This window comes from Gammaproteobacteria bacterium (genome assembly GCA_029882975.1).
In the GTDB taxonomy this organism is placed as follows: Bacteria; Pseudomonadota; Gammaproteobacteria; order SZUA-152; family SZUA-152; genus JAJDNG01.
In genome coordinates, this window is record JAOUJW010000004.1 from 70,964 (window position 1) to 84,687 (window position 13,724).

The window sequence follows — 13,724 nt, forward strand, 5'->3', positions numbered from 1 at the left end:
GAGTATAGCAAAGGGCTTCTGTGACATTGGGTACGGGCAACTGGGTACAGTGACTATCTTATTGATTAGAAACAAATTAGAGCCTAGTGTATACAGGCTTGACGTAAATCAATTGGGCGCCGAAAAATCAACTCCTCGTGTAATTCTATGGTACATATTTTATCATGCGCTTCTACATCCGGTTTTGGATGCTGATTTGGGGGTCTATCTTATGAGTTTCACCAATCCGACGACCGAAGACATTAAAACACTGCTGCGACAGGCCCAGCGTATCGCTATAGTGGGTTTGTCTCCCAAGACTTCCCGCCCCAGTCATACGGTCGCAAAAGCACTGCAGCAATTCGGCTATGAAATCGTTCCCGTGAGACCGGCTGTGGATCATGTGTTGGGCGAAAAAGCCTATGCCGATTTGATGCAGGTACCGGGCGAAATTCATATCGTGGATGTTTTTCGTCATCCGGACTCCATTGCACCCATTGTCGATGCCTGTATCAAGCGCGGGGTTCCGGTCCTGTGGTTGCAGGATGGGGTGGTTAACGAGATCGAGGCGCAACGGGCTCAAGCCGCAGGCATTACGGTGGTGATGGATCGCTGCATCTACAGGGATAGTGTCAATCTGTTGGGATTGACCACCCGGTAGGCGGTTGGTTTTGTTGAAGAAAGTATTTCGATGGAATAAAAACGGTTGGCAGCCGTTTATTGGACATGGACGCGGCCTGATGTGGCACAGTTTAACCGGAAGGGGGCGTTTTTGTTCAGGACATCGTTAACATCGGAGCAACAGCTACTGCTGGTGGAGTGTATCCCCCATTTGCGGGCCTATGCTCGTTCTTTAAACCGCCATCCGGAATCGGCTGACGATCTGGTACAAGACTGCCTGTCGCGTGCTGTGGAAAAAATGCATCAATGGCAACCGGGTTCCAATATGCGAGCCTGGTTGTTTTCCATTATGCACAATATGCATGTGGATCGCATAAAACGTGATGTTAACGGCCCGACCTTTGTTTCCAGTGATGAATATAGTGCAGTCCTGAGCGCGGTCAGCAGCGGTGCTAATCCTGAGATCGCGCCTATGATGGACGATTTGGAACGGGCCTTGGACGGTTTGGCTCCCGAGCAGCGGGAGGTGATTCACCTGGTGTGTATGGAGGAGTTGAAATACGTGGATGTGGCACATATTCTTCAAGTTCCCGTAGGTACGGTGATGTCACGATTAAGTCGTGCCCGGGAACAGCTGCGGGCTATGATGTTTGATAACAAGCCAAACAATCTGAGGAGGGTCAAATGAGTGAGCAATTAAGACCCGTTTCCGAGGAGGATCTGCATGCGTTTCTGGATGGGCAACTGGATTCAGAGCGGCAAGCACAAGTGGTGCGTTGGCTGGAGGATAACCCGCAAGAGAAAATTCGTTTGCAGCAATTGCGGCAGTTAAACCAACTACTGCAGTTGCGCCACCGCGAACAGCTGGTGCAGCCCATTCCCAGCAGTATGGAACTGGATTTCAATCCCGGTGTAGGCCAAAAACCCTTACTTATTGCTGCGTCCGTTACTTGGTTGCTTATTGGTTTGGTCGTGGGGTGGTTATGGCATGGGGATTTGTTGTCAGAGGAAGGTTTGCAAGTCAATTTGGTCCGTCCTGCTATGGTAGCCCACGCTACATATATACCGGAAGTAGTACATCCGGTGGAGGTGGCAGCGGAACAGGAAGCCCATTTGATTAAATGGCTGTCCAAGCGCCTGGGCGTAACGGTGCATGCCGCTGACCTTACATCATTGGGCTTTAATTTGGTTGGGGGACGCTTGTTGCCCGCAGGTACTGACCCGGCAGCTCAGTTTATGTACGAAAATAATCTGGGCAGACGTTTAACCCTGTACGTGCGCGTCAAAACTGAAGCCGTAGTGGATACTTCGTTTCGGTTTGCGCAAGATCAGGGTATCAGTACATTTTACTGGATCGACGGAAACCTGGGGTATGCTTTGTCCGGTGAGCTGACACGGGAGCATCTATTGCAAGTGGCTAATCTCATTTACCGTCAATGGGAACCATGAACCCGGTTAATGTAAATACCATCCTGCTCACCATCGTAATCCGCCAAGCCAATCGGGGCAGCACCCACAGAGCTGCCCCGAAATGCTCAAAACTTACTTGCCGCTATAGTTCGCAGCCACATATTCCCCGCTCAGGCTCAGAAAAACATATAGGGTTTTTTTACCGGAGTCTTTGATTTTATCGTTGTTAAAACTGATTACCCACTCCAGTTTTTTACCGAACTTTCTTTTCTCCGCCTTAGCGAGTTTAGCCTGGTTCCAACTGGCGTCTATTTTTCCTTTCTTTACCAGCCGCTTGATTTGGGAAAAAGCGGCTTTTTCCGCTTGATCTTGACTCACAGGGCCATGGGCATGCCCGTGGCCGTCATCGTGACCGCTGTCGCCGTGGCTGTGGCCGCCCTTATCGTTATCATGGCCGTGTCCACTGCCATTGTGTCCTTGGCTTTTATCATCATGGCCGTGTCCATCATTGTCGTGACTGTGGCTATGGTTGCCACCGGCCATGACCGGCATGGACACTAGGCCGATTAAAAATAAGCTGATGGTAATTAGCTTTTTCATTTTATGTCTCCTATTTAAAACTTAAAAAAAATTAAAGACTGTCGTGTACATAAGTTTCAGCATCCGCTCCAGCTTTATCCGCGTCCAAGCGGGCGTAATCGCCACTGACCTTTAAAGTCACGGTGACGGCTTTGTTGCTGTTATTTTTCCAATACCATCCATGGGTGCCTTCGAAACTCGCAGTGAGTGTTCCTGTGGATTTGTTTAAAGTATTTTTCTGGAAACTCTGGAATGAACCCGTACTATCCGCAGCCGGTTCCCCGTGAAAATCAAAAAACAAATCTTTACCGTCGGTTTGCCAGGCATAGCTAAATGTGGCTCCTTGGGTTAGGTACAGCTTGTACTCCTTGTCGCCTCGCGCCGGTATCAGCACTTCGATAGTGTCGCTCCATGTAAGCTGGTTTTGATCTACCGGTTCCACTGTCGCTGCAACGGCTGCACCTCCACGCAGTTCTTCATTAGTAGCGTGTTCATAGCCGTGCATTTGCATCAAAAACAAATAGGCTCCTACCACAACCAAACTTGTATTCGTTATGCTGCTGAAAGTCTGGAAAAAGTGGCTTTTGCGCCAGGCGGCGATCAATAATAGCATTATTGCCAGGGCACTGATCTGTCCCAATTCTATGCCCACATTAAAGGAAATAATATTTAGCAAGAGCTGGTCTTCACTCAAGGGCAGTTCCTGCAAACGGGTGGACAGGCCAAAGCCGTGAATGAGCCCCAGGGTGACGATCATAAACATCATATTGGGCGGATTGACGTTAAAATATTTACGAAAGCCGTCCAGGTTGGCAAAAGCAATATAGCTGACACTCAAGCCGATGATGGCGTCAATCAGAAAATAATTGAGCTGGATGGCGTTAAAGGTAGCAAAGATCAGGGTGATGCTGTGGCCAACCGTAAAGGCAGTGACATACTTGGCGATGTCACGAAATGTGGTTAGAAAAAAGATAATCCCAAACACAAAAGCCAGATGGTCATAGCCGGAGAGCATATGCGTGGCACCCAGCCACATATAGCGCAAATTACCGCCGGCGATAACGGCCTGTTTTTCTTCTTCAGACATACCGTGCGCAAAAGCCGCACTGCTGAACAAGAGTAAAATGGCGGCGACAAACCAGAAAAACATAAGCGTATTGTCGCGTTTGGGAAACTGGTGGATTTGAAAATACTTCATCACAGCAAATGCCCTCCCTGTTCCACAGGAGTCACCCAAAAAACGCCTTGCCCCACACCGGCATCCTGGTCGCGTATGTGTGATAAAACCGAATCCACATGCTCATCCTGCAATAAAATATCAACCCGTACTCTGGGTACATGGCCCACCGCATCGTCCTTGGCGGCCAAATAGGATTCTTTTTCAATTTCCATACCATGCCCTTCCACCGCGCTGAAACTAAAGCCCGATACCATTTCCATAGACCGCAACAATGCAGTCAAATCTTGCTGCACTTGAGTGTGCACAATAATTGTGAGTAATTTCATATACTCCTCCTGTATTGCAATAATCTAGAACGGCGCTGCTGCGCCCTAACTGTTTCAATTTCGAGTTACTGCAGGGTAACGGGGGGAGCTCTGGAGGGGGGGGTGAAATGGGGGCGCCAACAACGCCGCTGTTTTCCGGTAACGAAGCGCGCTTGTCGGGACTTGCTGGGTATTTGTAACAGCAAGATCAACACAAGTATCAATGCCAGCAATGGTGCCTTGGGATTCTCCTTGGAAACCACCCCATTCGGACTCACATCACTCTCGGACATCACTTGATCATGGTGTGAATCGTGGGAATCGTCCGAGGATAAATGCGCATTACTGACATGGGTATGGTTAACGGAATCATCACTAAGGACTGGGTCAATATTGTCCTCATGAATATGAACTTGCGAATGCTCATGGGCATGACCCAATTGATGTAAATGCAAGGTGGTCTCCCGAGCACACACCAGGGCCAGGCATACATAGAACACCCAAAAATACAGGGAGAAAGAGGTGTTTTTACCAGACCATTGCATGGCGATAGTTTAGACACATGCTTGGCTAAAGGCAATGAGTAGGGTGTTTTTATAAGTTATTGTTTTATGGAATTATAATTCGCTATTACAATACGGCGCTGCGAATATCTGCACAACTGCAAGGAGTGGTCTAATGTGGGCACGTTTTTGTGCCCACGCAGAAGCAAGCAATGCGATGGACTAGTTCAGCAAATAAGAACTAAAGCTGGAAATTAACTAGTCCTACACGTTTCACCGTGTCACCTGAACGATTTTCGCTACCGATGGAATTCTATTTTCATCGAGTACAAACAGCATATACATACCCGGCGGTGTGGCGCGATTGTCGAAAAAATTGTAGCCCCAAACGACACCAGGCGTTGTATTGTAGGCGTAAACTTGGATACTGCGAGTATTTTGATCAAAGGAGTGTGTCATAGAACCCAGCCCGATTAATACGATTTCGCTTATATTGCTTGTGCCATGGTAAAGCAGTGGGAAAGCTTGTTGATTTTTAATGACATCGGGTGCGTAGTCGATCACAGGGCGAGTGGGTGAGTCAAGGTAGGGCGGAGAATAGATTTCCATCGTGGGTTGTTCATCGTTGATGCCGGTCGCCCCTCCGCTTCGTCCTCCCGCCACCAGTACCCGACCATCCGGAAGCAGCAGGGAAACCGTATGGTAGCCTCGGGGCGTGGCCATTTGTCCTGAGGACACCACTGAAAAGTTCTGTTGCGGATCGATAAGCAAGGCGTTTTGAGGTTTTTGAGTGTTGGCTTTTGGATGTCCGCCCACAACAAAGATTTTTCCATCCGGCAAAATGGTGGTGGAGGGGTGGTGGCGTTCGCTATCCAGCGCGACGCGGTGCGTCCAACCGCCGCCGCCAAAGTCAAAGACATCGGCAGATGCCAACTGGCTATCCCTGCCACCTCCGACCATCATGATGGCACCTGTTTGATAGCCCGATGCGGTTGGATCGAGCCGTAAAGGCAGCATGAGTGTCGAAGCACCATTGCCTCCGTTTGCCGGGCCGGGACGAGGTAAGTTAAATTCGGCAAAGTTTCCCCCCAGTGCAGTATTGGCCTGCATCAAAACCGGAGTGGCCGCTTCGCCAAAAATCACAATGTCTTGACCGGTTTCAGCGCTCCATGGCAATTGGAACACATGTGCGTAATCGGGGTTAAATATGGCTTGTGGCGTTGCGCCCACCGCGGAGATGAGTTCGCGCTCCCCATTGGCGGGGTTGTAAATCTCTGTGCTGATATTCAACTCCACCGCCTCAGGGATGGGAACGGGCGTATTATTGTATTGTTTTTGGACGACGTCATATCCTCCGGTCAATAAAATGCGGCCGTCATGCAGCCGAGTGCTGGTTCCATACCACCTTCCACCGCCGAATTTTGGTCCCGACCCTTTAGATAACAAATAACCGGGAACTCGGTTCCAGCTGTTGGTTGCAGCAGTGAACGTCATATTGTAATTCAGTCCTGACATTTCGGTAGCTGTTTGACCGTCTGCGCCCAGGTAGGCGCTGAACCGAGTACCGGAAAGGGTGAAAAGCCTGCCATCATCCAGCAGGGTGTGTCCGGAACAAAATAGCATATCGAAGACAAAGGCACTGTTGCCCTGGTTGTCGCTGAATACACAAGCGCCGGGTTCGCTACATTCCAAGGGGGCGTTTTCCAAGTCTAGGTGGACTGTGTCGGGGAACGGGGCAAGATTGGGTGGAACAGATAATACGGCCTCAAAAGGACCGTCGGTCGTTACCGTATTTCCATCACGTTGAGCACTGCCAAAAAACATGATACGCCCATCGGGCAACAGCGTGCCGTGCACGGGCGACAAGCCTAGGTCAGGTTGCTGACTGTGCTTCAACTGTATTAACGTTGAAAAGCCCTCGGCCGGCAGCGACGAAGACAGGAACAGAGAAGTTGTAAAGACAAGACCGAGACCAGGCCGCATAATAAACCTCCTTGCTTAATATTTGTAATTGGAAGCGCTATTGATCGCTGTATACGCTTACAAAAGACACTAAATGGTGGCCATTTTGAAAAGGTTTATGAATTGTGGCGGTTAAAATACTATTATTCGGAAAATTATGAAGCAGTATTAAACAAAAACTTGTATCAACGACCACTACGCCGCTTGGTTTTGTATTGCATCACGGTTTCTTGAATAGTCTCAAAGGGCAGTTCATCCAATTGGGAGAACTTGCTAGCCAATTGATCCATCAGTGCTGCAATGTTTTCTATGGATGCGTGCTTTTCTTGTGAACTGTTAAGCAGATTGTGTATGGCCAACAGGCTGCCGTATTGAATCTTCACCCAGGTGTTGTGGGGCACGCTGAGTAAATCGTCTTCCAGGTTCATAGCGGATAAACAGGCTTGTTTGAGTTTTCCATACAGTTCCAGGCAACGAGTATGGGCTGCGGTATCCTGGCAGGCGTATTCGGAGCCGCCGCGGCGGACGATCTCCTCAGCATGGCAGCAGTCGTAATCCTTTTTGATCTGCGGCGCACTGAAAGGGCAAATAAGATCAGTCATAGTATTAGCTCCTTAGTATGATTTCCTTAATATCAATTCAATAGCAATAGGGCAGCAATCGATCTGTGCGTTTTGCATAGTGTTCGTATTCCGGGAAATGCAGTTTTAAATACTGCTCTTCAATGGCAATAATTCGCAATACAAAAACCAAACCGGTCAGTGCGCACAGCAAAACCAATACCGAGCCGGACGCCAGAGCCAGGCCGAAACTGACAAACAGGTTAAACAAATAAACCGGGTGGCGAACGAGATGGTACATGCCTTGGGTCAGCAAAGTAGCGGGTATGTAAGCGTCAAAGGAGGGGGAGTAGTTTTGTCCCAGTTGGCGAAACGTTTTTTGTAAACCCAGAAAACCCATGAAGACCATCATGCTGCCCCACAATTGCATGAAGCTGCTATCGTGTAGTTTGAGCAGCCATGGTGCGTCCAGCCAGAGGCTCAGTAAAGTCAAAACCATGCTGCCGACGAACAGCGATTTACTAATGATTCCGAAACCCTTAAGTGACGGCGCGGCGAGGCGTGTTTGGGCATAGTGCCGCCGAGCTCTTTTACGAGTGTAAACCAGGCTCATGCCGGCAAAGACTGTGCTCACCAGCAGTGTTGCGGTGAGACGTGCCGCTTGGTCTAGCCCAGCACTAAATAGCTCAGCAGTGAACATAAAGCACCACCCACAATAAAGGCCAATGCGCCGGTTTGCAGGACTTTGGATTTGACCGCGTGTACCAGCATGGGGTTGGAAAAAGGGTCCAGGCTGTTGTGGGCTCGGAGCACTTTCCAATCCCCAGCGCTTTTTTTCATGACCACGGTCCAGTGGGAACTGAACGTAAAGGATTGGCCGCGCTTGTCCACCATGGTATTTTCCGAGTTACCGGTACACACGGCAATGTCTCCCAGAAACAGGGACGGTTGCGGGTTCAACTGCGTGGTAAAGCTGCCATTACCCACCATTTCCTTGCGGGTCAAGTCCCATTGTTTGCTGAATGCGTCAAAATCGGCAAAGCTGCGATCAGTGAAAGAGACATAGGAAAACTCCGGGTCCGTATGGGGACGCAACGCTTCTATATTGTTGCTTGCCACCGCTTGTTCAAATACGACCTGTATGGCTCGCAGTTTCTCGCGTTCGGATTCGTTCAGATCTGTTTTCTGCGCTTCCTGTAGGTCCATAGGGACTCCTGGTCTTCGTGGGTTTTACAGCACAGGATACAGTGAAAATGCCAAAATATTCCGATTCTGTACTGAGTTTTTCAAATCCGGCCGATTCCACCAATTGATCCATTTCTGACTGAATGCGGCGGCGCATGGTCCAGGCTTGTCCGTGGCGGTTGTTCAATACCCGGCCGATCATTTCTATCTGTGGATGCCAGGGTTGTCCGGTGTAGACCAAATAGCCTCCCTCATCCAACAATGTGTAAAGTCTGCGAATGACATTATGGATCTGATGATTGTTTTCATATAATTCAAACAAACCTGAGATTACAATTACATTGGGTCTGGGCGAAAAGGTTTCCTGTTGAAACAGCGTGAACACATCGGAGTTGGAATAGCTGACGTGTTCTGCTTGCATCTCTTGTTGCAGTTGTTGCGCTTGCGCTATGCAGTTTTGATCCAGGTCGTTTAAGTGTAAATAGATAGTAAAGTTTTGCTGTTTTTGCACTTCAAACAAATAACGTCCTACGCCGGATGCTACATCCAAAATGGTCGGGGTTTTGCCCCGGCTGTGCATCATTTCGCTGAGGTTTAACAAGGTTTGCTGTAGATGTGCTTTACGCAGGCGTATGCCTCGCCAACCTATGGCGTTTAAATAGATGCGGTCCAGCAACGGGCCAAGCAAATAAGCACCGCCGGCTTGATTGCGGTAGACATAGTCCAAACATAAGCCGGAGTCAAAACCGCTTTGTAAGCCTGTGCGTATACCATGGCTGAGTGGGCCTAAACGGTGAAACAATTGCCGGTAGAGAGTGTAATAGACATGTTTTATCCGTGTTGGCTTTGATTGCAGTTGTTCATACTCGCGCACCGTGTGGTCTTTGGCTTGAGGCATGACGGCGGGTAGTTGTTTTCCATCTTGTTGGTACAGCAGATCAAGAAATTTCTGCGTTGCCTGAGTCAGAATGTGTTGTTCTTTTTCGTGAAATACGGCATGGCGGAAATTTTTCAGTATAACCTGTTTTTTAATGCGGCTGCTGATACCGTGAAGGAACGTACTGTGTTTACGATTGTCAACTATATAGTCCTTTTCTGCGGTAAACAGTAGAACCGGTACTTCAAAATCCTGTAGACGTTGAAAACAGTTGTTTGCGGCATCGAATAAACCGACTAACACATTGACGCCGATTTGCCGGGTAATCAAAGGGTCATCGTCATACGCTTTTGCTTCTGCACGATCACGGGTCAGCAGGCCGGAGCGTACGTAACTGCTGACAAACAGGTGTGGCGAAAACCGCTTAAATACGCGCAGAAAGGGTAGTGCGAAGGGAATGTACAGTTTAATGGAAAACGCCGGAGCGCCCAGAATACAACCCTTGACGTTAGCGCCATAGTTAAGAATCCAACGCACCGCCATCACCGAGCCCACGCTATTGGCTACCAAAACCGTATCGCGCACTTGGATTCCATAGGTTTGACGAATATGGCCTGCAAAACTGTTGAGATCTTTTACCCACACATCAAAGTTTTCCGCCCAGGCACGTCGACCTTGGGAGCGACCGTGACCGCGTAAGTCAAAGGCAAAACACCAGTAGTTGTTGTCGCTGACACGATCAGCAAAATCCACAATACGACCGGAATGCTCGTGGCCGCGGTGCAGAAAAAGTAAGGCATTGGTACCGGGGCCTTCAGGTGTTTTAAACCTGTAAAACAGTTTTAAACCGTCAAAGCTGTGAAAGGTGGATGTTTGCCAGCGTGACATACGTGATATAAAAATTAACCCAGCAAACTCAGACAAAGCCCAAAACCCGGGGCGGTAAGTGTAAGGCTGTCGATGCGGTCCAGCAAGCCACCGTGGCCCGGCAGAGAAGCGCCACTATCTTTGATGCCTGATAAACGTTTGTAGTGGGAAAAACATAAGTCGCCGGTGATGCCCAATACGGAGATCGTGAAACCAATCAGCAGTGCGGTGGTTTTTTCTATGGCTAAAAGCATGGGCAGGGTAGCGCCGGTAAGTAGTACCGTGAATACAATACCCCCCAGTGCACCCTGGAGCGTTTTGTGGGGACTTAAAGTGGGCGCCAGAGGTGTGCGTCCCCAAAGCTGTCCGCAAAAGTATTGGGCAATATCGTTCAAGGCGGTCAGTAAAAATAAATACAATAAGATCAAGCCGGGTTCATAAGCGGCGCTTTGGCTCCATTGGGCGATGAGCAAAACCGATTCAATGGCGGTTAAACAAAACAACAATAAAAAACTAAAACGCAATCCGGGCGCTGGTAGTAACAGGAACCCTGCCAATAGCAATAACGGTAGGGCAAAGTGAATGGCCGATGGTTGCAGATTGGCATAGAATCGGGTGGTTAATAACAGTGATACCAACATCAGGCATGCGACTAACGCAGGGTGGTAATTTATTTTTTCCATTCGCAACAGTTCCAGCCAGGCCCAGCAGACCAAAGTAAAAATCAAGGCTTGTAGGGCCCAGTCACCGTAATAAAACACGGTTATACATATTGCGCTGATGATCCACCAAGTGTGGATGCGGCGACGGTTGTTGAACAATTCCGGGGACGGTCGACTGCGTAGTCGGTAGGACACAGTGCAGGCTGAAATAGTGAGTAATAGCAGTATGGCTATGGATAGTGCCAACATTCAGTTTGCTTCCAACAAGTTTAAACGGTTGGTAAAAGTCAATAAGGCCAGCACAATACCTATCCAAATATATGTTTGAACGAGCCAATGACTTTGAGATAAGACCAGCAATAAGACGGCCAATACTCCCAGATAAACGGCCCGGTCACTTTTGCCGAAGGGCCCTTGATTGGGTCGTTGTCCTAAAGCGGGTATTAACGCCAGGCTGGTAAATTCAATCAATAGCCCCAACAGCATGAGCAGTGCCCATGGTATTATGTGATTGGATAGCAGAATCAAAAATCCGCCAAAAAGAAACAAATCGGCTATGACATCACCCAGTTCGTTGAATACCTGACCTTTAGGGCTGCAACTGTTGGTGTGTTTGGCCACCATGCCATCCAGGGCATTTAACGCCATGCGCAGAAGCAGAAAAAAAGGTAATAGAATGAGACCCAGGGTAGCCGTCATTTGTAAAACAATCAGTTGTAAAACAAAGAGCAGTGAAAACAACACGCACAGTGCTACAGTGGCTACCGTGATTTGGTTAGCTGATACTCCGTGAGAAATTAACCGATCGCGCAGGGGCAGTAACAGGGTCTGAAACCCTGATTTCCATGCATAGGTGCTGAATTGACGGGCAGAAATTTCCTTGTCCATTGCCACTTGTGGGGTATGAGTGAAAAATAATTATACACACAAACGTGCGCAAGAGGCGATGGAATTGATCCTGTCTATTGGGTTTTCCAGATCGACGGGGGATCCGGTTAGGTCCTTGTGGCGAGAGTGGTGGATTATTGATCAGTTTGTGTTTGCTATTGAGATGCGCCCGTTTCATTGAGGGTCTAGCGTAGCGACTTCCAGAATCGATTGGCAAACTGCCGCCTATGGTCTTCTTGCTGTAGTTTTTTCATACCCATGGCCAGAAAGAATGCAACCGCATCTTTTTGAGCCTTTACCAACAAACCATCACAATGTTGTTTTTGTGCGGCCACTTCAGCCCAATGAAATAGTTGAGTACCTATGTTTTTCCTCTGCAGCCTCGTGCTTACATAGATGCCGTGTAACAATAAAGCCGGTTTCTGATCGGGCGTGTCTTTGGGATCGGCGTTTTCCCAGGCGGCGACGCCAATGACATGTTTCTGTTCATCTTCAGCCACCACCATGTCCAGGTGTTGAACATCGATGTCATTGTAGCGGTAACTGGATAAGGATAATCGCTTCACCCGTTCCGGCAGATTCCAGCTCATAACGGCGCTTTCGATTACCCGGTTTATGGCCTCTAAATCAGCCGGGTGAGCCGGCCGTATGTGCAGTTTATCCGAGCTCATGGTGCTTATTGTTTAGCTCTCTTGTTTGTTCATGCGTGCTCATGCCAGGAAAGGCCATCATCCACCGGGTGCAGAATTTCATCCTGTGTGACCGGCGTTTTCATAGTGACTAACTCCTCGGCGCTGCTGGGGTGAATGGCAATGGTGGCATCAAAGTCGGCTTTACTGGCACCCATTTTTACAGCGACGGCAAAACCTTGCAATATTTCATCGGCATTGTCACCAATGATATGCACGCCCACCACTTTTTCATCACGACCGACGCACACCAGTTTCATGGCCGTGGTCACACCATGCTCTGACAGGGCGTGGCGCATGGGGGTGAATTCCGCCTGGTAAACAGTAAGATCATCACCGAATTTTCGCCGCGATTCGAGTTCAGTTAAACCAACCGTGCCAATCGGCGGGTGTGAAAACACCACGCTGGGTATATTGTCATAGTCGACTTTGCTGTTGGGTTCGTGATTAAACAAACGTTGGGCTAATTTGCGACCGGCGGCGATAGCCACAGGTGTTAAAGCAGCTTTTCCGGTGACGTCGCCAATGGCGTAAATACCCTCCACATTAGTATTTTCATACTTATCGACCGGAATGTTACCGTTGTCCAGGGTGTTAACACCGGCGGCCTTTAAATCCAGGTAACGGGTGTTTGCCACGCGGCCGGTGGCCCAGATGACTGAATCATAGCCGAATAAGGTTTGGTCGTCGTCGGAGCTAATGGATATGCATTCGCCATCTTGAGTCAGCGCGCTGACCCGAAATTGCGAATGAACACGTATCCCTTGTTTTTGCATTTCCTGACTTAATACACGGCTCACCAGTGTATCGAAACGGGGTAACAATTCGCTTTGCACAATCAGGGAAACATTCGAGCCCAAGGCACGCAGGACTCCGGCCAGTTCCACACCTATATAGCCGCCACCAACAATTGCGACACGTCTGGGTTGCTGTTCCAGCTGAAAAAAGCCATCGGAACTCATGCCCAGCTCAGCGCCGGGAACCGAAGGTATGCGCGGCTGGCCGCCGGTGGCAATCACTATATGATCGGCGCCGTAGTGGTGCCCATTGACCTCCACTGTGTGAGCATCTATAAACCGGGCGTACCCCTTAATGTGGTCGATTCCGCTGTCGACAATGTAGCTGTCCCAATAAGCGTTGATATTGCGTATGTATTGCTCGCGAGCAGAGACTAAACGGGCCCAGTCAGTCTTACCCCGTTGCGCCGGAATACCAAAGGCAGTGGCGTCATCCACCGCATGAGCCAGATTGGCGGCAATCCACATGATCTTTTTTGGAACACAACCGTTGTTAACACAAGTACCACCTATTTTATTGCCTTCGATAATGGCGACTCTTTTACCCAGTTGTGCGGCAGTCTCGGCTACGGCCAGCCCGCCGCTACCGCCGCCGATAGCGATCAAATCATAGGGTGTATTCATGCCAAACTCCGGTCGCTCATCAATGCAAGGATTATC

Annotated in this window: 16 protein-coding genes; 3 read left to right on the forward strand and 13 right to left on the reverse strand. The window is 49.1% G+C overall.

The window, feature by feature from the left end; genetic code table 11:
- Window positions 1-211: 211 nt before the first annotated feature.
- The 3 genes from OEY58_04455 (at window position 212) to OEY58_04465 (ending at window position 2,049) form a co-directional block, all read left to right on the forward strand.
- A complete protein-coding gene (locus OEY58_04455; protein MDH5324695.1) occupies window positions 212-640 on the forward strand; it encodes a CoA-binding protein in 429 nt (142 codons plus the stop codon).
- A gap of 111 nt (window positions 641-751) precedes the next feature.
- Window positions 752-1,288, forward strand: coding sequence for an RNA polymerase sigma factor (locus OEY58_04460; GenBank protein MDH5324696.1), 537 nt, complete (start codon window positions 752-754; stop codon window positions 1,286-1,288).
- Complete coding sequence (locus OEY58_04465) at window positions 1,285-2,049, forward strand: anti-sigma factor (GenBank protein MDH5324697.1); 765 nt, start codon at window positions 1,285-1,287, stop codon at window positions 2,047-2,049. The genes OEY58_04460 and OEY58_04465 overlap by 4 nt, the downstream gene beginning before the upstream one ends.
- 93 nt (window positions 2,050-2,142) lie before the next feature.
- Here OEY58_04465 and OEY58_04470 read toward each other — a convergent pair whose 3' ends face one another.
- From OEY58_04470 to gorA, 13 genes are all read right to left on the reverse strand, one after another.
- A complete protein-coding gene (locus OEY58_04470) occupies window positions 2,143-2,610 on the reverse strand; it encodes a DUF6488 family protein (GenBank protein ID MDH5324698.1) in 468 nt (155 codons plus the stop codon).
- Window positions 2,611-2,641: 31 nt separating this feature from the next.
- Window positions 2,642-3,787, reverse strand: a complete 1,146-nt coding sequence (locus OEY58_04475; GenBank protein MDH5324699.1) for a HupE/UreJ family protein — start codon at window positions 3,785-3,787, stop codon at window positions 2,642-2,644.
- Window positions 3,787-4,095 carry a DUF3240 family protein gene (locus OEY58_04480; protein MDH5324700.1) on the reverse strand — a complete coding sequence of 103 codons (309 nt, stop codon included), beginning with the start codon at window positions 4,093-4,095 and terminating at the stop codon, window positions 3,787-3,789. Before OEY58_04480 ends, OEY58_04475 begins: the two co-directional genes overlap by 1 nt.
- 65 nt (window positions 4,096-4,160) lie before the next feature.
- Window positions 4,161-4,619, reverse strand: a complete 459-nt coding sequence (locus tag OEY58_04485) for a hypothetical protein (GenBank protein ID MDH5324701.1) — start codon at window positions 4,617-4,619, stop codon at window positions 4,161-4,163.
- 231 nt (window positions 4,620-4,850) lie between these two features.
- The gene (locus OEY58_04490; GenBank protein MDH5324702.1) at window positions 4,851-6,560 is read right to left on the reverse strand and encodes a galactose oxidase early set domain-containing protein; all 1,710 of its coding nucleotides are present in this window, start codon (window positions 6,558-6,560) and stop codon (window positions 4,851-4,853) included.
- Window positions 6,561-6,724: 164 nt separating this feature from the next.
- Window positions 6,725-7,141: a hypothetical protein gene (locus OEY58_04495; protein MDH5324703.1), complete on the reverse strand. Its 417-nt coding sequence runs from the start codon at window positions 7,139-7,141 to the stop codon at window positions 6,725-6,727.
- Window positions 7,142-7,178: 37 nt separating this feature from the next.
- Window positions 7,179-7,799, reverse strand: a complete 621-nt coding sequence (locus tag OEY58_04500; GenBank protein ID MDH5324704.1) for an isoprenylcysteine carboxylmethyltransferase family protein — start codon at window positions 7,797-7,799, stop codon at window positions 7,179-7,181.
- Window positions 7,766-8,305: a DUF4440 domain-containing protein gene (locus tag OEY58_04505; GenBank protein ID MDH5324705.1), complete on the reverse strand. Its 540-nt coding sequence runs from the start codon at window positions 8,303-8,305 to the stop codon at window positions 7,766-7,768. Before OEY58_04505 ends, OEY58_04500 begins: the two co-directional genes overlap by 34 nt.
- Entirely contained in the window at window positions 8,226-10,049 is a 1,824-nt protein-coding gene (locus tag OEY58_04510; protein MDH5324706.1) for a bifunctional alpha/beta hydrolase/class I SAM-dependent methyltransferase, read from the reverse strand. The genes OEY58_04505 and OEY58_04510 overlap by 80 nt, the downstream gene beginning before the upstream one ends.
- A 14-nt stretch (window positions 10,050-10,063) precedes the next feature.
- The gene (locus OEY58_04515; protein ID MDH5324707.1) at window positions 10,064-10,939 is read right to left on the reverse strand and encodes a phosphatidate cytidylyltransferase; all 876 of its coding nucleotides are present in this window, start codon (window positions 10,937-10,939) and stop codon (window positions 10,064-10,066) included.
- On the reverse strand, window positions 10,940-11,578 hold the full coding sequence (locus tag OEY58_04520; GenBank protein ID MDH5324708.1) for a CDP-alcohol phosphatidyltransferase family protein: 639 nt from the start codon (window positions 11,576-11,578) through the stop codon (window positions 10,940-10,942).
- A gap of 185 nt (window positions 11,579-11,763) precedes the next feature.
- Complete coding sequence (locus OEY58_04525) at window positions 11,764-12,249, reverse strand: GNAT family N-acetyltransferase (protein ID MDH5324709.1); 486 nt, start codon at window positions 12,247-12,249, stop codon at window positions 11,764-11,766.
- Window positions 12,250-12,278: 29 nt separating this feature from the next.
- Entirely contained in the window at window positions 12,279-13,688 is a 1,410-nt protein-coding gene (gene gorA / locus OEY58_04530) for a glutathione-disulfide reductase (GenBank protein ID MDH5324710.1), read from the reverse strand.
- Window positions 13,689-13,724: the final 36 nt, after the last annotated feature.